At 64.0% G+C, this 18,010-nt stretch carries 16 protein-coding genes; 3 read left to right on the forward strand and 13 right to left on the reverse strand.

Going from position 1 to position 18,010, the window contains the following annotated elements; all coding sequences use genetic code 11:
- Positions 1 to 49: 49 nt before the first annotated feature.
- From CRO48_RS05855 to CRO48_RS05905, 11 genes are all read right to left on the reverse strand, one after another.
- Positions 50 to 508, reverse strand: coding sequence for an NfeD family protein (locus CRO48_RS05855; RefSeq protein WP_097137222.1), 459 nt, complete (start codon positions 506 to 508; stop codon positions 50 to 52).
- A gap of 3 nt (positions 509 to 511) precedes the next feature.
- Entirely contained in the window at positions 512 to 1,519 is a 1,008-nt protein-coding gene (locus CRO48_RS05860) for an SPFH domain-containing protein (RefSeq protein WP_097137509.1), read from the reverse strand.
- Between the two features lie 124 nt (positions 1,520 to 1,643).
- Positions 1,644 to 2,675, reverse strand: a complete 1,032-nt coding sequence (hemH, locus tag CRO48_RS05865) for a ferrochelatase (protein ID WP_097137511.1) — start codon at positions 2,673 to 2,675, stop codon at positions 1,644 to 1,646.
- A gap of 124 nt (positions 2,676 to 2,799) precedes the next feature.
- Positions 2,800 to 4,656, reverse strand: coding sequence for a bifunctional metallophosphatase/5'-nucleotidase (locus CRO48_RS05870; protein WP_097137224.1), 1,857 nt, complete (start codon positions 4,654 to 4,656; stop codon positions 2,800 to 2,802).
- 175 nt (positions 4,657 to 4,831) lie between these two features.
- Positions 4,832 to 5,662, reverse strand: a complete 831-nt coding sequence (locus CRO48_RS05875; protein WP_097137226.1) for a PhzF family phenazine biosynthesis protein — start codon at positions 5,660 to 5,662, stop codon at positions 4,832 to 4,834.
- 58 nt (positions 5,663 to 5,720) lie between these two features.
- Positions 5,721 to 6,092, reverse strand: a complete 372-nt coding sequence (locus CRO48_RS05880; protein WP_097137228.1) for a hypothetical protein — start codon at positions 6,090 to 6,092, stop codon at positions 5,721 to 5,723.
- 427 nt (positions 6,093 to 6,519) lie between these two features.
- A complete protein-coding gene (locus tag CRO48_RS05885; RefSeq protein WP_097137230.1) occupies positions 6,520 to 7,971 on the reverse strand; it encodes a homospermidine synthase in 1,452 nt (483 codons plus the stop codon).
- A 133-nt stretch (positions 7,972 to 8,104) separates the two neighbouring features.
- The gene (locus tag CRO48_RS05890; protein WP_097137232.1) at positions 8,105 to 9,001 is read right to left on the reverse strand and encodes a heme-dependent oxidative N-demethylase family protein; all 897 of its coding nucleotides are present in this window, start codon (positions 8,999 to 9,001) and stop codon (positions 8,105 to 8,107) included.
- Positions 8,998 to 9,621, reverse strand: coding sequence for an aminotransferase class IV family protein (locus CRO48_RS05895; protein WP_097137234.1), 624 nt, complete (start codon positions 9,619 to 9,621; stop codon positions 8,998 to 9,000). The genes CRO48_RS05890 and CRO48_RS05895 overlap by 4 nt, the downstream gene beginning before the upstream one ends.
- On the reverse strand, positions 9,606 to 10,763 hold the full coding sequence (locus CRO48_RS05900; protein ID WP_097137236.1) for an aminodeoxychorismate synthase component I: 1,158 nt from the start codon (positions 10,761 to 10,763) through the stop codon (positions 9,606 to 9,608). Before CRO48_RS05900 ends, CRO48_RS05895 begins: the two co-directional genes overlap by 16 nt.
- Before the next feature lie 24 nt (positions 10,764 to 10,787).
- Complete coding sequence (locus tag CRO48_RS05905) at positions 10,788 to 12,641, reverse strand: M3 family oligoendopeptidase (RefSeq protein WP_097137237.1); 1,854 nt, start codon at positions 12,639 to 12,641, stop codon at positions 10,788 to 10,790.
- 164 nt (positions 12,642 to 12,805) lie between these two features.
- Between CRO48_RS05905 and CRO48_RS05910 the strand changes: the two genes are divergently transcribed.
- The 3 genes from CRO48_RS05910 to CRO48_RS05920 all read left to right on the forward strand — a co-directional run bounded on the left by CRO48_RS05910 (position 12,806) and on the right by CRO48_RS05920 (position 17,084).
- Positions 12,806 to 14,347 carry a sigma-54-dependent transcriptional regulator gene (locus CRO48_RS05910; RefSeq protein WP_097137239.1) on the forward strand — a complete coding sequence of 514 codons (1,542 nt, stop codon included), beginning with the start codon at positions 12,806 to 12,808 and terminating at the stop codon, positions 14,345 to 14,347.
- A gap of 179 nt (positions 14,348 to 14,526) precedes the next feature.
- The gene (locus CRO48_RS05915; protein WP_407071892.1) at positions 14,527 to 16,395 is read left to right on the forward strand and encodes a DUF882 domain-containing protein; all 1,869 of its coding nucleotides are present in this window, start codon (positions 14,527 to 14,529) and stop codon (positions 16,393 to 16,395) included.
- Positions 16,396 to 16,670: 275 nt separating this feature from the next.
- Entirely contained in the window at positions 16,671 to 17,084 is a 414-nt protein-coding gene (locus tag CRO48_RS05920) for an NUDIX hydrolase (protein WP_097137243.1), read from the forward strand.
- Between the two features lie 150 nt (positions 17,085 to 17,234).
- Here CRO48_RS05920 and CRO48_RS05925 read toward each other — a convergent pair whose 3' ends face one another.
- Positions 17,235 to 17,501 carry a DUF2312 domain-containing protein gene (locus CRO48_RS05925; protein WP_097137244.1) on the reverse strand — a complete coding sequence of 89 codons (267 nt, stop codon included), beginning with the start codon at positions 17,499 to 17,501 and terminating at the stop codon, positions 17,235 to 17,237.
- 194 nt (positions 17,502 to 17,695) lie between these two features.
- Positions 17,696 to 18,001 carry a DUF1244 domain-containing protein gene (locus CRO48_RS05930; RefSeq protein ID WP_097137246.1) on the reverse strand — a complete coding sequence of 102 codons (306 nt, stop codon included), beginning with the start codon at positions 17,999 to 18,001 and terminating at the stop codon, positions 17,696 to 17,698.
- Positions 18,002 to 18,010: the final 9 nt, after the last annotated feature.

Consider the following 18,010-nt stretch of genomic DNA (forward strand, 5'->3'; position numbering starts at 1 on the left):
ATCGATCCCGCCGTCTGCGCAAGCTGCGGCGGGATTTTCGTTTCTGGGTTCAGACCGGCTCGACCTGCAGGTCGCGGCCGGTGACCGATACGACGCGCACGCGCGCACCGACCGGAAGATCCGGTCCCTGGACCGTCCAGAACGTGTCGTCCAGGCGGATGCGGCCGCGCCCCTCGGTGATCGGCTCCTGCAGCGTGGCGGTCCGGCCGACGAGACTCTGGCCGCGCAGGTTGAGGAACGGCTCGTCGGTCTTCTGCGCATTTTTCGCAACCAGCCGGCGGCCGACGAGGACGGCGACGATCGAGAGGGCCGCGAAGATCAGCCATTGCAGCTGCCACGCCCACCATGCGCTTTCCCACAAAAGCAGCGACAGCGCACCGGTGATGATGGCGGCGATGCCGATCCAGACGAGGAAGACGCCGGGCATCAATACTTCGAGGATGAGCAGCAACACCCCCAGAACCCACCATGCCCAGGGGCCGAGTTCGGCTGCGATACGGGCGACCATGGTTCAGCTTTCCCTTTGCGTCGTGTCGAACGGATTGCGCGGCGCGGCGCCGGTGAGCGGCGTGGATGCGCGCGGACGGGGGGCGGAGGGCGGCGAACCGTCGCCGAAGACTTCCCGCGCGATGGCGCCGATGCCGCCGAGCGAGCCGATCAGCGACGAGGCTTCCATCGGCATCAGCACCACCTTGGAATTGGGCGACGTGCCGAGGCTTGCGAGCGCCTCTGTATATTTCTGCGCGACGAAGTAGTTGATCGCCTGAACGTCGCCGGCGGCGATTGCCTCGGAGACCATCTTCGTCGCCTTGGCTTCGGCCTCGGCCAGCCGCTCACGGGCCTCGGCATCGCGGAAGGCGGCTTCGCGCTGGCCCTCCGCCTGCAGGATCGCCGACTGCTTGGCGCCTTCGGCCCGCAGGATCTGCGCGTTGCGCGCGCCTTCGGCTTCCAGGACCTGCGCGCGCTTTTCGCGCTCGGCCTTCATCTGGCGGGCCATGGCGTCGACCAGGTCCTTCGGCGGCGCGATGTCCTTGATCTCGACGCGGGTGATCTTCACGCCCCAAGGCTTGGCGGCATCGTCAACCACGTGCAGGAGGCGGTCGTTGATCGCGTCGCGGTTGGAAAGCAGTTCGTCCAGGTCCATCGAGCCCATGACCGAGCGGATGTTCGTCATGGTCATGTTGAGGATGGCGTTTTCCAGGTTGGCGACCTGATAGGCGGCCTGGGCGGCATTCAGCACCTGGTAGAAGGCGACGGCGTCGGCCGCGACGCTGGCATTGTCCCGGGTGATCACTTCCTGGGTCGGGACGTCGAGCACCTGCTCCATGACGTTCATCCGCGCGCCGATACGGTCGAAGAAGGGAATGATGAGATTGAGACCGGGCTGAAGGGTGCGCGTGTAGCGGCCGAAACGCTCTACCGTATATTGATAGCCCTGCGGCACCGTCTTGATCCCGGCAAACAGAAGCCACAGGACCAGAACGACCAGTGCAACGACAAAAATATCCAATCCATCCAACGACATGACATGCCCTTCCGCTTGCTTTCGCGTCACTCTACGCGATACGCGCGGCAAGGCCAGCCTGATTTTTCGGGCAGGCTGTGGCGGCAGTCGTCCGGCGATGGCCGAAGGAGCGTGGAGGTCAGATCCAGCCTGCGAGCTCGCGCCGGACGACCTTCTCCAGAACCGCCATGCCTTGCGGTGTGTCGTTCAAACAGGGGATATGGGCAAACTTCTCGCCGCCATTGTGGTGGAAGCTTTCCGCTGCCTGGCCCGCGATCTCCTCCAGCGTTTCCAGGCAATCGGAAACGAAGCCGGGGTTGAGGACCGCGATGCGCTTGACGCCTTCCTGTGCCAGCTTCTCCACCGTCTTGTCCGTGTAGGGCTGGAGCCATTCCTCGGGGCCGAAGCGGGACTGGAAGGTCACTTGCAGCTTCTGCGCCGTCCAGCCGAGCCTTTCGCGCAGCAAGCGCGCCGTCTTCTGGCACTGGCAGTAGTAGGGGTCGCCCTTGTCGAAATAGGATTTAGGTATCCCGTGGAAGGATGCGAGCACGACTTCCGGCTCCCAATCGAGGCCGGCGAGATGGCTGGTGATCGAATTGGCCAGCGCATCGATATAGGCGGGGTCGTCGTGATAGGGCGGAACGGTGCGCAGCGCCGGCTGCCAGCGCATTTTCAAAAGCGCCTCGAAGGCCTTGTCGTTGACGGTCGCGGTCGTGGCGGCGGCATATTGCGGGTAGAGCGGGAAGACGAGGATGCGGTCGCAGCCCTCTTTCTGCAGGTATTCCATGCGCGAGCCGATCGAAGGCTGGCCGTAGCGCATCGCCCAGTCGACGACGACCTCTGGCCTGTCGGCAAAGGAGTTCGCCATCAGTTCCGCCTGGTTGCGCGTATAGGTGCGAAGATAGCTCTCGTTCTTCTCCTTGTTCCAGATCAGTTCGTAGGCCTTGCCGACCTTGCCCGGGCGCGTGTTCAGGACGATGCCGAACAGGATCGGATACCAGGCGATCTTCGGCCATTCGATGACGCGCTTGTCGGTCAGGAACTCCTTCAGGTAGCGTCGCATCGAGGTGTAGTCGGTCCCATCGGGCGTGCCGAGATTGACGAGCAGCACGCCCACCTTGCCGTGCTTGACGGGCGGATGATTTTTCGGCTTGGCATCTGCGGCTTGCATGAGCATCCCTGTCTGTTTCTTCGCAATGGCCTTGACGGCCGCGCTACTCTAAAAGCGTTCTAAAAAGAAACGCCAGTCCGGGGAAGCCCGGACCGGCGTGAATCTGGAGACAAATTGTCTCGATTCAATTGGCGGGAACGTCGAGCTCCGATCCGATGACCAATGCACGCGGCTTCGGGTTGCCGTTCGCCTCCGAGATCTTCCGCCACAGATGGCCCTCGCCATATGCCGCCTTGGCGATGCCCCACAGGGTGTCGCCACGGACGATCACATGTCTGGTGGCGCCCGCCGAACTTCCGGGAGCCGCAGCCGACCCTGCGGCAGGGGCGGGCGATACGTCGGAAGTGCTGGCCGCCGGCGCTGCAGCCGTCGCCGTTGCCGCTGTGGCCGAAATCCGGCCGTCGGTGTAGGGCTTGTAGGGGCGGTTTGCGGACAGATAGTCGGCGACGACCTGATCGAGCGTCGGGCCGTAGTCGTAGGCGTTGGTCGCCGCCGTCGCGAAGATCCTGTAGCCGTCGCCGCCGGCGCGCATGTAGTTGTTCGACGCCAGCGTGTAGACCTTCGCCGGGTCCAGCGGCGCATAGGCCTCGCCATCCTTCATCTCCACCGAGACGACGCGGCTGCCGGCAGGTTTCGACTTGTCGAAGGAGAACTTCATGCCCGAAACCTGCGGGAAGCGGCCCGCACCCTCCTCGATCTGGCCGAGCCCGTTTTCCAGTGCGGCAAGGAGATCGGCGCCCTTCAGCTGGAAGGTGGAGACGGTATTCTGGAACGGCAGCACGGTGACGACTTCGCCCATCGAGACCGGGCCGCCATCGATGGAGGCGCGCAGACCGCCGCCATTGGTAATCGCGGCCGTTACCCCCTGACCTTTGGTGCGGTCCAGCAGGGCGTCGGCGACGAGGTTGCCCATCTGGCATTCGCCGGCGCGGCATGTCTCGCGCGATCCGTCGATCGGGCCTGCGGTTTCGGCGACGATCCTGGCTTTCAGTTCCTCGATCGGCCCGGCCAGCTCCTTGATGCGGGTGACGACCGCCTCGTCCGGCTTGAAACTGGAATCGAGCAGGATCGGGTCGCCCTTGGCTTCCTTGACGACGCCGTTGTCGTCGAAGATCACTTTCAGGTTGCCAAGGTATTTCGTGTAGGCGCCGGCCTGGACGACGGGCACCTTGTAGCCGCCGGGGTTGTCGACCATGGTCGGATAGGGCCCTTCGGCCTTCTCGTCGGTGTTTGACAGAAGGCTGTGCGAGTGGCCGCCGACGACCACGTCCACGTCGGGGATCTTGGCGATCGCCGCAAGGTCGCGCGGGTAGCCGACATGGGTTAGGGCGATGATCTTGTCCACGCCCTGCTTCTTCACCTCCGCGACGGCATGGGTGATGTCTGCCACGTCGTTGCCGATCAGAACGTTCGGCCCCGGCGAGGAGATCTCGTCCGTATCGTTGGCGACCGCGCCGACGATACCGATCTTCTGACCGCCCACGTCGAGGACGATGTAGGGCTTGATCCTGTCGCCGAGCCTGGAACTTGCGCCGGCAGCGACGTTTGCGGTGACGACGGGGAACTGAACCTTGTCGAGGAAGGTGGCGAGCCCGTCCTCGCTGTCGTCGAACTCGTGATTACCCACGGTCATGGCATCGAATTTCATCAGGTTCAGGAACTCGGCTTCCGCAGCCCCTTTGTAGGTGGTGTAGAAGAGCGAACCCTGGAAGTTGTCGCCGGCATTCAGTAGCAGCACGTTCTTGCCGTTCAACGCCTGGCGCTGCTGGTCGATTGCCGTCTTCAGCCGCGCGACGCCGCCGAAGCACTCGTTCTTGCCTTCCTCTTCCGCAGAGCAGGTTGAATCGTACTTGTTGATCGGCTCGATGCGCGAATGCAGGTCGTTGATGTGCAGGATATCCAGCTCGTAATCCGCAAAGGCGGAGCCGCCGGTCAAAGCCAGGAAGGAGGAGGCCAGAAGGCCGATACGGATGGACGTCATGGGCAAGTTCTCCTGTTCCATGCGATGCGGCCGCTCAGGCAAGTGCCGCCGGCGACCCGTTCCAAGGCAGGCGCGATGCTTCCATTCCGCGCAGCCAACATCAAGAGGAAAACCGATCCGGTCTCCGCGGCGTCGCTCAAGAGGGTTAAGATGCGCAGCCGTGTGGCGTGATGTGTCAGGCCATTACGCGCGCGGTGCCGCTGACGCGGATGGAGCTGCCGGGTTCGTCCGGGATGTCGGCATGCAGGAGCGAGCGCATGCCCATGTCCTCGCCCTGGACGATATCGATCGCGCCGCCATGCGGCCAGCCGAGATCGCGCAGGTAGCCGGCAAACGCTGCGGTCGCAGCGCCCGTCGCCGGATCCTCGTAGACGCCGCCCGCGGCGAAGGGATTGCGGGTATCGAACAGCTGAGACGTCCGCGCATGGACGAGCAGGATCGTCGCCCAGCCTTCCCGCAGCATCACCGTCCGTGTCGCATCGAAGTCGTAGGCCATTTCGGCGAGGCGCTTGCGCGACTTCAGCGCCAGAACGAGATGGTCCGCACCGCCATGAATGAGAGCGGGCGGGATCGACGGATCGAGATCTTCGTCGCGATAGCCGAAGTGCGCCATGACCTCTGCGACAAGCTCCGGCGGGGCTGGCCTGCTGCGGGTCGGCGGCGACTGCAGCGCAGCGGTGACGATGCCGTTGGAATGCGCCGCCTTGACCGTGATTTCGGTGTCGTTGAGCGTCAGCGGAAAGACGCCGTCACCGAATTTCATCGCAAGTGCCGCGCCGAGCGCGATGGTGGCGTGTCCGCAGAACGGCACCTCGATGTTGGGCGCGAAATAACGCACGCGCCAGCCCGCGCCGAGGGGAGCGGCAAAGGCGGTCTCGGAAAACCCTATTTCGGCGGCGACCCGCTGCATCTCGTCGGGGGACGGCAGTGCATCCGTGATCGAGACGCCGGCTGGATTGCCGCCGCTGTCGCCTTCGGAGAAGGCTGCAATGCGCAGGATGGTCATCGGCGGCTTTCCTTGCGTCGGTCGGTGCGGGGTGACGACGGGGATGAGCCCGCCTGCCTCAGCCCTGACGGTTCAGCGTGAACTGGGCACCGGAACTGGAGGTGCAGTTCAGCTGGCGCGTCGTCACGAGCGAGCAGTTCGCCTTGGAGGCCGACTTGGAGATGTTGGAGAACAGGCTGATCTCGATCAGGCCGCCCGGCTGGGTCAGGTAGGTGCCGGTCGCCATCGTCGTGTTGGTGTCGGTGGTCCGCGTCGCAAACTTGCCGGCGGAGAACGTTGAGACGAGGCCGTTTGCGTCGACCCATGATCCTTCGACACCCTGCGGGGCCTGCTGCGCGACTGGTGCATAGGTGTTCGCGCGCTCAGACGTCTGGCAGGCGGCAAGTGTCGCCGCGGCGGCCAGCAGGGTAGCAAACATCAAGGGTTTCATATGGTTCTCCGTAACCTTGCCGAACGATACGGGCTAAAAAATGTGGTTCGACCATGCCGCGAACGCTCGGCGAAAGCAAGGCTTGGCCACGGTTATACCAAGTCTCGATGATAGGGACCTATAGGATGGCTTATGGCTGGTCGCCGGCTAGGCGCGGCGCGCAGGGCGACGCTGTCGCATCGGCCAAGCGTCGCAACGACCCCGGAGACCAGCCATAAGCCACCTGCGGACGGCCTTTAGGGCTTTCTGGCGTCGTCGAGGTCCTGGACCGATGCGACAGCGTCGCTCCGCGGATCTCTCCTGGCCAGAAAACCCGATCGAGCCGGTCCTATGGGCTCCTATCATCGAGACTTGGTATTGTCCGTCGCAAAGCGAAGCGCCCGCCAAAGGGCGGGCGCTCGTCGATCTTCGCTGATCGAGGTCCGGTTCAGCGGACCAGGATGTTCCGGAACTGCCACGGGTCCTTCGTGTCCAGGTCCTCCGGGAAGAGGCCAGGGCGGCCCTCGAGCGGGGTCCAGTCGGTGTAGTGGCCTTCGACGGGACCGAGATAGGGGCGCTGCACTTCGAGGCAGCGGCGGTAGTCCATCTCGTCTGCCTCGACGATGCCGGCGTTCGGGTTTTCCAGCGCCCAGACCATGCCGGCGAGAACGGCGGAGGTCACCTGCAGGCCGGTCGCGTTCTGATAGGGGGCGAGGCGGCGGGTCTCATCGAGCGAGAGGCGCGAGCCGTACCAGTAGGCGTTCTTGTCGTGGCCGTAGAGCAGCACGCCGAGCTCGTCGACGCCATCGACCAGCTCGTTCTCATCGAGAACGTGCAGAACGGGCTGCTGGTTGCCGCCGTTGCCGAACATCTCGTGCAGCGACAGCACCGCATCGTTGGCCGGATGGTAGGCGTAGTGGCAGGTCGGACGGTAGGTGACTTCGCCGTCCTTGTCGCGGACCGTGAAGAAGTCGGCGATCGAGATCGATTCGTTATGGGTGACGAGGAAGCCGTATTGCGGGCCGGGCGTAGGGCACCAGGTGCGCACGCGGGTGTTGGCGCCGGGCTGCTCGAGGTAGATCGCCGCCTTACAGCCCTTCTTGTGCTTCTTGGCGTTCTTCGGCATCCAGTTCTCGTGGGTGCCCCAGCCGAGTTCGGCCGGCTGCAGGCCTTCGGAGATGAAGCCCTCGACGGACCAAGTGTTCCAGAAGGTGTTGAACGGCTTCGGGTGCTTGGTGCGTTGCGTGTCGCGTTCGGCGATGTGGACACCCTTCACGCCGACCTTCTTCATCAGCTTCGCCCAGCCTTCGCGGTCGTGCTGATCGGGCACGTCATGCTTGATGCCCAGGTCGGTTGCGAGGTTGACCAGGGCTTCCTTGACAAACCAGGAGACCATGCCGGGATTGGCACCGCAGGTGGAAACCGCGGTGGTGCCGCCAGGGTTCTTGGCCTTCTCCTTGCGCATGGTCTCGCGCAGCGCGTAGTTCGTGCGCTCCTCGTTCTTCATGCCCTTGTCGAAGTAGAATCCGAGCCACGGCTCGACGACGGTGTCGATGTAGAGTGCTTCGTGCTTGCGGCAGAACTTGATGAGGTCGAGCGAGGACGTGTCCACGGAGAGGTTGACGACGAAGGGCTGGCCGCCGCCTTCCTTCAGCAGCGGCTTGAGGATGTCCTTGTAGTTTTCCTTGGTGACGAACTCGGTGACATGGCGAACGCCGTGGCGGGCGAAGATCTCGTCGTCGGCGCCGTCCTTGCGCGGCTCGATGACGATCAGGCGGTTCTTGTCATACTTGAAGTGACGCTCGATGAGCGGCAGGGTGCCGCGGCCGATCGAACCGAAGCCGATCATGATGACCGGGCCTGTGATTTCGCCGTAAACCGGGTAGTTCGTCTCTGCCATTCTCTCGTACTCCTTACGGGAAAGCGTCCCGGTTTCGCAAAAAGAGGGCCAATCGGCCCTTCGTTAGTTGGCAAAAGCCTAGAGCATAGAATGCCGTCACAATAAAGTGGGCAAAATCACCACGCCGATATTGTCAACCGGCGGCAATCGCCCGCAATTGACAGGCAAGCTCGGCGCGCTTGTCAACCAGGCCCTTGTAGGCGGCCTGCGGGTCCGTCAGCTCCTCCAGCTGGTCGGCAAACGTCGTGGCGACCACGGCTGCATTTGGAAGGCTGCGGACGGCGACGAGCGGATCGTTGTAGATGCGGATCGTGAAGAGAATGTCGCCCGACACCGGCAATCGCCGCACGGTCTGCCGCTCAACGCGGGCGAAGGTCCTGTCCAGGGACAACTGATGCCCCTCGGGAAGCGCCCCGTGGGCCTTGGACGCGGGATAGTAAAGGTCGGCGTCGGGATTGATCGACCAGTTGAAGCGCAGGACGGGGCGATCGGGCTGCAGGTTGTCGAACATGCGGTTGATTAGCGCGGCATTGCGGCTTCCCTCGCCGAAGCCCGGGACAGGGGCGTGGATATCTTCCATCCGTCGGCCGAACTTCTCCTGCAGCGACCACGACGAGGGGAAGGAGACGTAGCCGGCGACGAGATGCCAGCCGCTTTCGCGCCGGCGCATGATCACGAGATCGTCCTGCACCAGCGCCCCGGCCGTCAGAAGCGGCGCCGTGCCCGCACCGCCGAGCGCAATCCGCCGCGTCTCCACCTCGATGGCATCGCCCTGCCTGCGGTAACGCTCGGGGTGCCTGCGGGTAACGAATTCGCAGACGAGCTGCAACACCTCCGCCTGCGCTGCCCGCGTATCCTGCTCCTCGACGAAGACGTGGTCCCGATGGGCGGCAAGCACGCGATCCTTCTCGGCGAGATAGCGATCGAGTTCGTCGTCCGGCTCTATCCAGCGTTCCGGATCGAGCTGGCCGAGGCCGATGGTGAAGAGGCGGGCGGAGCCGTCATACGGCGTATAGGCGGGACGGGTCATGCCAGAACCGCCGGTATCAGCCCACGGAGAGAATTGCCCATGAAGAAGGTGTGGCCGTCCAGGTCTTGGGGACGCATGCGCGCCTCGCGCGCGCGATCGCTCTCCAGCAGTTCCGCGCGCAGCACGCCGGCCAGGAGGCCGCAAGACAGGGGAGGCGTACGGAGGATGCCGGAACCATCGTCCAGGAAGATCGAGGTGATGGTGCCCTCGCAGATCTCGCCATGCTCGTTCAGAAGGATGACTTCGTCGGCTTCGCCTGCCGCAAACTCGGCCCGCGCGGCCTCGTAGGCGGTGCGGTGGGACGTCTTGTGGCGAAGCAGCGGATCGTCGGAGGCGAGCGTGGTGCGGCTGATCTTCACCGTCCAGACCGCGCCCGTCGGAAGCGGTGCGAACGGGGCGGTCTTCACCTCGATGCGTCCATCAACAAACAGTTCGAGCCGGACGCGCAGCGGCGTCTCCGGATTGTGGGAGACGGCATTGCGGAGCGCGGACGCCGCGCGATCGGCGTTTGTGAGGTTCAGTGCCTTCGCCGAGGCTGCAAGCCTTTCCAGATGCCGCTCGAGCCGTACGAAGCCGGATTCGGGCTCCCAGCGCAAGGTCTCGATCAGCGAGATATCCATTGGTCCCCCACCGCAAAGCGCGCCTTGAGCAGACACTCCTCGTATTCGGCCTCTGCGGTCGAATCGAAGACGATGCCGCCGCCGACATTGAAGACGGCCTCGCCATCGGCAAACAGCGACACCGTGCGGATGGCCACGTTGAACTGCATCGTCCCATCCGGGGCGATGACGCCGATCGCGCCGCAATAGGCATCGCGCGGACCGGCTTCGAGATCGTGCAGGATCTCCATCGCCCGCATCTTCGGAGCGCCGGTGACGGAGCCGCAGGGGAAGAGGGCGGCGAAGATATCGCGAAGCGGCGTGCCGGGGACGAGCTTCGCGCGGACGTGGCTGACCATCTGGTGCACCGTCGGATAGGTCTCGATCGCAAAGAGCTTCGGGACCTCCAGCGTCCCCACCTCCGTCACGCGCGAGATGTCGTTGCGCAGCAGGTCGACGATCATGCGGTTTTCCGCCTGCGACTTTGGATCGGCAAGCATGGCGGCGATGATTTCGGCGTCCTCGGCCGCGTCCGCGCCGCGCGGCGCCGTGCCTTTCATCGGGTGCGTCTCGATCCAGCCGTCGGCGTCGACGCGGAAGAAGAGTTCGGGCGACCGTGACAGCAGGATCGGCCCGTCAAGCGAAACAAGGGCGCCGTATTTCACCGGCTGGCGCTCGATCAGCGACCAGAAGGCGGCAACGGGATCTCCGTTCCAGCGCGCCCGGATCGGCATCGTCAGATTGGCCTGATAGCAATCGCCCTCCCGCAGGTGGCGGTGCAGCCGGTCGAAGCGCCGGCGGTAGGCCTCGAGGTCCCATCCGGCCGCAGCTTCGGTGAGGAAGGGCTCGTTCTCAACGCGCTGCCGCGGGCTTGCAAGCGGGTGATCCGATGCCGGCGCGTCGAAGATGCCGAAGCTCATCAGCGGCGTCGGGCGATCGTCCTCTGCGAAGGGGGCGAGTTTGGCTTCGAAAAGGTGCCCGGCCTCGTAGCTCATGAAGCCGGCGATCCATTTGCCGTCATCGTGGGCGGCCTGCAGCGTCCGGAAGGCTTGTTCGAAGTCCGCCCGCTTGCGCACAGTCACCATGCGCTGCGGATCGGCGAAGACCGTGGTCCGGTCCTCGCGGTCGTCCCGCAGAAGCACGTAGCGCTGTGGATCGGTCATGTCTCTGGCTTTCGAAGCAGTGTTTCAGGCGCCCTTATCAAGCGCCTCCAGTTCGTCGATGAGCCCCTCGATCATCGACAGGCCCTTGCTCCAGAACGACGGATCGGCGGCGTCGAGCCCGAACGGGCGCAGCAGGTCGGAGTGGTGCTTCGTCCCGCCGGCTTTCAGCATCTCGAAATACTTCTCCTGGAAGCCGCTTTCCGCCTGCTGGTAGACGGCGTAGAGGGAGTTCACCAGGCAGTCGCCGAAGGCATAGGCGTAAACGTAAAACGGCGAATGGATGAAATGGGGAATGTAGGCCCAGAAGGTCTCGTAACCCTCGGAAATCCGGATCGCCGGGCCGAGGCTGTCTGTCTGTACCGACAGCCACAGCTCGCCGATCTGCTCCGCGGTCAGCTCACCCTCCCTGCGGGCGGTGTGCACCTTGCGCTCGAATTCGTAGAAGGCGATCTGGCGCACGACCGTGTTGATCATGTCCTCGACCTTCTGGGCGAGCATCGCCTTGCGCTCGCGCTTGTCCTTCGTCTGGTCGAGGAGCGATCGGAAGGTCAGCATCTCGCCGAAGACGGACGCGGTCTCGGCGAGCGTCAGCGGCGTCGAGGCCATCAGCGCGCCCTGGCTGCCGGCGAGCACCTGATGCACGCCGTGGCCCAGCTCATGGGCGAGCGTCATCACGTCGCGCGGCTTGCCCATGTAGTTGACGAGCACATAGGGATGGGCCGAAGGGACGGTGGGATGAGCGAAGGCGCCGGGTGCCTTGCCGGGGCGAACCGGCGCATCGATCCATTCCTCGTCGAAGAAGCGGCCGGCGATCGCCGCCATTTCCGGGGCAAACGCGCCGTAGGCCGAAAGCACCGTCTGCTTCGCGTCGCTCCAGGGGATCAGCGTGTTCGGAGTCTCCGGCAGCGGCGCATTGCGGTCCCAGAACTCAAGCTGTTCCATTCCGAGCCATTTCGCCTTCATCGCATAGTAGCGGTGTGACAGGCGCGGATAGGCCTCGCGCACGGCGGCAGCCAGCGCATCGACCACCTCCCGCTCCACCCGGTTCGCCAGATGCCGGCTGTCGGCGATATCGTCGAAGCCGCGCCAGCGGTCGGAGATTTCCTTGTCCTTGGCCAGCGTGTTTGTGATGAGGGTGAAGGTGCGGATGTTGTCGCCGAAGGTCTTGGCCAGCGCCATGGCTGCCTTGTGGCGGGTTTCGCCGTCGGCGTCCTGCAGCAGGTTCAGCGCGACTTCCAGCGGCACTTCCTCGCCATCGATCGTGTAGCGCAGCGAGGCCATTGTCTCGTCGAAAAGCCGGTTCCAGGCGGCGGCACCGGTCATCGACTTCTCGAGGAAGAGCTGTTCGGTGCGGTCGTCGAGCTGGTGCGGCTTCTCCTTGCGCAGGTCCTCGATCCACGGGCGGTAGTGGGCAGCGAGCGCATCGTTCTCCAGGCACCCGGCCAGGCGCGCGTCATCTATCCTGTTCAGTTCCAAGGGGAAAAACAGAAGATGCGAGGAGATGTCGGTGATCTTTGCCTGGACGTCGCCATAGAGCTTGCCGTTGGCCGGGTCGGTCGTGTTGGAGAAATAGGTCAGGCCTGCGAAGGAGGAGATGCGGCCGAGAAGGTCGTCCAGCGCCTCGAATTCCTTGACGGCTGCGCCGATCCCTTCGGCGCCGGTTTTGCCCGCGGCGTCATCGAGCTTGCCCTTCCACTTCGCCTCGAACGCCAGCGCATCGTCGCTACCGCGCTTGAGGTCGGCTGCGAATTCCGGCGCGGACGGCGAGGGGTAGAGATCGGCAAGGTTCCATTGCGGCAGCTCGCCGAGATCGCCGGTGATTGCGCCGGCTGCAGCCGTCGCATGGTGGATGGCGGGCGAAGTTCTGAAAGGCGACATCGGGTAACCTCGTGCGTGATGCTGTGGGGCGGCTTTGCTTGCGACGTCATTGGTTAAAATGCAAGCCTTTCTCAAAACGGCATGTTCAACCCTTCGTGCCAAGGTCGAACGGTATTGTTGTGCCAACTCTGCGCATGATGCGTAGAGGGCAAGGAGATGTACCAATGACGGCCCACATTCTTGTCATCGATGACGATCCTGTCCAGCGCAGGCTTCTGAAGAACATGATCGAACGCAACGGCCATGTCTCGCACATGGCCGAAAACGGCCGTCAAGGCCTTGAGGTTCTCGACCGCAAGGGTGGTCTCATCAGCGTCATCCTGCTCGACCTGATGATGCCGGAAATGAACGGCACCGCCTTTCTCGATGCGCTGTCGGAGCGTGAGATCACCATTCCGGTGGTCGTCCAGACCGGGCAGGGCGGGCTGGAAACGGTCGTCAACGCCATGCGCGCCGGCGCATTCGATTTCGTCGTCAAGCCGGTCTCGCCGGAGCGCCTCGGCGTCGCGATCGACAATGCGCTTAAGCTAGAGCAGCGCGACCCTCGCGGTCGCAGCACGCGTCGCGGCCGCGGCGAATCCGTCCAGTTCGATGACATCGTTTCGGCAAGCCCGGAAATGCTGCGGGTGATCGAACTCGGGCGCCGGGCGGCGCAATCCAACATCCCCGTCGTGATCGAAGGCGAATCCGGCGTGGGCAAGGAGATGATCGCCCGCGCCATCCAGTCGGCAAGCGACCGGGCAAACAAGCCGTTCGTGACCGTCAACTGTGGCGCGATCCCGCACAACCTCGTCGAAAGCATCCTGTTCGGTCACGAAAAGGGTGCGTTTACCGGTGCGACCGAACGCCATATCGGCAAGTTCGCCGAGGCCGACGGCGGCACGATCTTCCTTGACGAGATCGGCGACCTGCCGCTGGAGGTGCAGGTGAAGCTCCTGCGCGCCGTCCAGCAGGGCGAGATCGAGACGGTCGGTGCGCGCTCGCCGCAGAAGGTCAATGTCCGGCTGATCTCGGCGACCAACAAGGATCTGATCACTGAGGTCAAGGAAGGCCGGTTCCGCGAGGACCTCTACTATCGCCTCAACGTCTTTCCGATCACCATCCCGGCGCTGCGCAGGCGCAAGGAGGACATTCCCGTCCTGGTGCGCTCGTTCGTCGAGCGCTTCGCCGGCGAGCAGAAGCTGGCGACGCCGCTGTCGGTGTCTTCCGCGGCGATGGCGCTTCTGACCGCCTTCGACTGGCCGGGCAACATCCGCCAGCTCGAAAATGCGATCTTCCGGGCGGTTGTGCTCGCGCAGGGATCGGAATTGCACACGTCGGACTTCCCGCAGATCGCGACACAGGTGCCGGGACACGCCATTTCGCCGGAGGGACGGGTTTCCTGGGACGTGGACAGCGCGCCGGTGGTCCCTTCGACGTCGTCCGAGACGGGTCTGCCTGCCGTATATCCCAATTTCCGCAGGCATGAGGCCGCCGAATCAGCCGATGCCGGCCAGCCCGACAACGCCATTTCCAGCCTGGACCGGGGTGGCCAGGTGCGTCGCCTTGCGGATGTGGAAGAGGAATTGATCCGTTTTGCCCTGAAATTCTATCATGGCCAGATGAGCCAGGTTGCCAGAAAATTAGGCATCGGACGCTCGACCCTCTACAGGAAACTGAAGGATTATGGCATCGATCCAGACAATCCGCAGAAGGAAGTCGCCTGATTCCAGTTGATTTTTCAGGCTCCTCGTGATTTTCCGGTTGCCGTTCACCGCTTGTTAGTGGATCGTTCACTATAAGGGGATTGTATTGGCGACTGTGGCGGATTTGCCATGCTGTTACCGCAATTGGTCGTCATCTGAACTGATCAGGGACACCTTTTGTCCGTAGGACGGGGATAGAGTTGGCAAACATTATTGGATCGATGACGCTCCGGGGAGCCAGCGCGCTTGCTTTATGCAAAGCAGCGCTCGAAAAGGCGCCCAAGGTTCTGACCATCGCAGCCATGGCCGTTTCGCTCGTCGTTCCGGCCCTGGTTCCATCGGCGACCGACGCCGCTTCCGGCACCCGCTCGCTCAAGCTGTATTACGTCCATACCAATGAGAAGGCCGAGATCGTCTTCAAGCGCAACGGCCGCTACGATCAAAAGGGCCTTCAGCAGCTCAACCGATTCCTCCGCGACTGGCGTCGCAACGAACCGACGAAGATGGACCCGCGTCTCTTCGACCTCGTCTGGGAAGTCTACCAGAAGAGCGGTTCGCGCGCCTATATCCACGTCGTTTCCGCCTACCGTTCGCCGGCCACCAACTCGATGCTGCGGTCGCGCTCGAAGGGCGTCGCCAAAAAGAGCCAGCACATGCTCGGCAAGGCGATGGACTTCTATATACCGGACGTGAAGCTGAAGAAGCTCCGCGAGATCGGGATGAAATTCGAGGTGGGCGGCGTCGGCTATTATCCGACGTCCGGCTCGCCGTTCGTCCATATGGACGTCGGCAGTGTTCGCGCCTGGCCGCGCATGAGCCGCCAGGAACTGGTGTCGCTCTTCCCCAACGGCAAGACCATGCACCTGCCGTCCGACGGCAAGCCGCTGCCGGGCTTCGAGCAGGCGGTGGCCGACTACAAGCGCCGCATGGGCGCCAATGCCGTTCAGGTCGCCGGTGGTGGCTCCGCAGATCAGAAGGACGGGGCAAAGCGCAAGAACTTCTTCGCAGCCCTCTTCGGTGCCGGCGGGGATGAAGACGAAGAGCCTACTGCAATCGCCAGCGCCGAGCCGATCGAACAGACGAGGCCGGCAGCCGCGTCCGCAGTTCCCGCCGAGCGCGAGGCGCTTCCGGGCGTCGGGGCTCCGCAGACACAAACCGCCGCCCCGGATGCGAAGCCGGTCGTGACGGAGACCGAGGTCGCCGAGCTGAACGCGCCGGTGCCGCTGGTGCGCCCGGCCTTCCGCGAGGCGGACAACGCCCCGGCTGCCTCCGAACTGGCGCTTGTCTCGCCTTCCACGAACAATGCCGCTGCCGCTCTCAATGCGGCCTTGCCGACGACGCCGGTTCCGGCGGTGCCGGAGGGCGACTTCGCCGATCTCGCCGGCTACAAGGTTCCCGTGCCCGAACTGCTTGGCAAGCGTCCGCTGGCGGGCGATGCGCAGGAAGGCCTGATGACGGCCTCTGTCGGTGAAAATCCTGGTCTGGTTCCGATTCCCGGCTCGCGTCCGGGCGACGACGCCGCCCTTCTGGCCGTTGCGGAAGCCGATGTCGGCATCCCCGACCAGAATGGCAGGGCGAAGGTCGCGGCGGTCGCCGAGGCTGCGCGTGAAGACGGACTGTCGGCCGAGGCTGCGACCCGCGTGGCGCTCGCGGCGCCGAGCGACGACTTTGCCAGCGACGAGCCGGTGCAACTCGCAGCGCTCGTGCCGCACCCCTCCAGCGCTTCGCGTGAGGCTTTGACCGCCTTCGACGTCGCTCCGAGCGAAATTCCGCTGAAGGGCAGCCGGCCGAAGAAGCAGGATGCGGATGCGGCCGCGCGCGGTGCCATCCGCACCGAGCCCAAGCTGAACCAGAAGATCATTTCGCAGTGGGCGCTGACACAGGGCCGGGTCGAAACGCTGAACAAGCCGGTCAAGGCGCCCCGCTTCGTCAGCCGTTCGATGCGGGAGGCGCCGACCACGGTCTACAAGGTCGGGTTCCAGCCGCAGACGGCCGGTGTCGATCCGGGCCGGTTCAGCGGCAGCGCCGTGAATTTCATGGAAGTGCGGAAGTTCTCCGAAACCAACTGACATTCGACACATCTCTATGTGCGACAAGGCCCGCTGGACGCGTTCGGCGGGCCTTGTCGTTTCGCGTGATCGAACGACCACGTGGCCGGTGTGTTCGCGACGGGGTTCGCAAAAGATCCAGGCGCGCTCACGCAAGGCGGAGGTCCATCCGGGTGCCAGACAGGGTTCTTGCCACTGTCGTCGCTCTGTGGATCTCTGCTTTTGTGCAGCCATGCCGCTGCGCTTTTGCGGGGCATGCTTTATGACCGGTGCCTTGTCATGACGCGGGTTTGGAAATGTCCGATACCATTCGCATAGCCGCCGCGCTTCTGGTGCGGCCGGACGGGCAGACGCTGCTGGTGCGCAAGCGCGGCGGTCATCCCCTTATGCAGCCTGGCGGGAAGATCGATCCGGGCGAAACGCCGCACGGCGCCTTGTTGCGCGAATTGCAGGAAGAGATCGGCTTCGACCCCGAACACGGGATCTCTGAGGCGCTAGGGGAATTCACCGCCGAGGCGTTGAACGAGTCCGGCCGCCTCGTTCATGCACATGTGTTCCTTGTGAGGACACAGCGAACGGACTTCCGGCCATCGGCTGAAATCGACGAGGTGAGATGGATCTCGCCGTTTGAGCCCGGACCGGTGGCGATGGCCTCGCTGACCGCGGACCACATCTTGCCATTCTATCGGGCGTTGTCTGGAGGATCATGAGGCCGGCGGTGCGGCATGCCTGCCGCTCCGCCGAAAGGCGCGCCCGAACTGCCGCTTGAGATCGTTCGGAGGCGCTCCAGGCCGGGATGCCGTTCTCGGGGCTGCCTTACCGGCACAGGGAGAAACGGCAGGCGTTCAAGTCGGCGGTGCCTACTCGGCATCCGGCGGCAACTCGATCATGCCGAGCGCCTGGAGATAGGTGTCGAGGATCGCTTCCTGCTCCATGCGCTCGTCCTTATCCTGCTTGCGGATCTGGATGACCTTGCGCAGGATCTTGGTGTCGAAGCCGACGCCCTTGGCCTCGCCATAGACGTCCTTGATGTCGTCGGCGATGGTCTTCTTTTCTTCTTCCAGGCGTTCGATCCGCTCGATGAAAGCACGAAGCTGGTCGCGGGCGACGCCGTGAGCATCGGACATGGTCTTCTCCTCGTTTGGGGAAATGAAAGAATGTGATGGCGTGGTCTGCCGTGAAGTTTGGACGAGATCAAGACCTATCCGGCGAGAGGCTGCGTTTTTCGCCTTCCTGTGCCCGTGGCGCCCGCCGCCGCGAATGGAGGTTTCACGGATTGCAACGAACCCGTAGGCCGGACGAGACGCCGTGCCGTGCCGGGTCACTCGTGCGGGCGGCTGGTCTCGAAGGCGGCCTTCTGTTCGGCCGACGCCTCCTTCTGGTGCAGATCGCGCCAGGTTTCATAGGGCATGCCGTAGACGATCTCGCGCGACTGGTCCTTGTCGAGCGCGACGCCCGCTTCGTTGGCGGCTTCCCGATACCAGTTCGACAGGCAGTTTCGGCAAAAGCCGGCGAGGTTCATCAGGTCGATGTTCTGCACGTCGCTGCGTTCCCGCAGATGCGAGACGAGCCGCCGGAAGGCTGCGGCCTCAAACGCGATGCGCTGTTCGTCGGTCAGGTTGTCCATCTTCGGTTC

This window comes from Rhizobium subbaraonis, from assembly GCF_900220975.1.
Classification (GTDB): domain Bacteria; phylum Pseudomonadota; class Alphaproteobacteria; order Rhizobiales; family Rhizobiaceae; genus Mycoplana; species Mycoplana subbaraonis.

Coding starts and splice junctions, on each gene's coding strand:
- hemH (WP_097137511.1), bottom strand. CDS start 2,675: ATGCAAGCCGCAGATGCCAAGCCGAAAAATCATCCGCCCGTCAAGCAC.
- CRO48_RS05870 (WP_097137224.1), bottom strand. CDS start 4,656: ATGACGTCCATCCGTATCGGCCTTCTGGCCTCCTCCTTCCTGGCTTTG.
- CRO48_RS05920 (WP_097137243.1), top strand. CDS start 16,671: ATGTCCGATACCATTCGCATAGCCGCCGCGCTTCTGGTGCGGCCGGAC.
- CRO48_RS05880 (WP_097137228.1), bottom strand. CDS start 6,092: ATGAAACCCTTGATGTTTGCTACCCTGCTGGCCGCCGCGGCGACACTT.
- CRO48_RS05930 (WP_097137246.1), bottom strand. CDS start 18,001: ATGGACAACCTGACCGACGAACAGCGCATCGCGTTTGAGGCCGCAGCC.
- CRO48_RS05890 (WP_097137232.1), bottom strand. CDS start 9,001: ATGACCCGTCCCGCCTATACGCCGTATGACGGCTCCGCCCGCCTCTTC.
- CRO48_RS05895 (WP_097137234.1), bottom strand. CDS start 9,621: ATGGATATCTCGCTGATCGAGACCTTGCGCTGGGAGCCCGAATCCGGC.
- CRO48_RS05885 (WP_097137230.1), bottom strand. CDS start 7,971: ATGGCAGAGACGAACTACCCGGTTTACGGCGAAATCACAGGCCCGGTC.
- CRO48_RS05875 (WP_097137226.1), bottom strand. CDS start 5,662: ATGACCATCCTGCGCATTGCAGCCTTCTCCGAAGGCGACAGCGGCGGC.
- CRO48_RS05925 (WP_097137244.1), bottom strand. CDS start 17,501: ATGTCCGATGCTCACGGCGTCGCCCGCGACCAGCTTCGTGCTTTCATC.
- CRO48_RS05910 (WP_097137239.1), top strand. CDS start 12,806: ATGACGGCCCACATTCTTGTCATCGATGACGATCCTGTCCAGCGCAGG.
- CRO48_RS05905 (WP_097137237.1), bottom strand. CDS start 12,641: ATGTCGCCTTTCAGAACTTCGCCCGCCATCCACCATGCGACGGCTGCA.
- CRO48_RS05855 (WP_097137222.1), bottom strand. CDS start 508: ATGGTCGCCCGTATCGCAGCCGAACTCGGCCCCTGGGCATGGTGGGTT.
- CRO48_RS05900 (WP_097137236.1), bottom strand. CDS start 10,763: ATGACCGATCCACAGCGCTACGTGCTTCTGCGGGACGACCGCGAGGAC.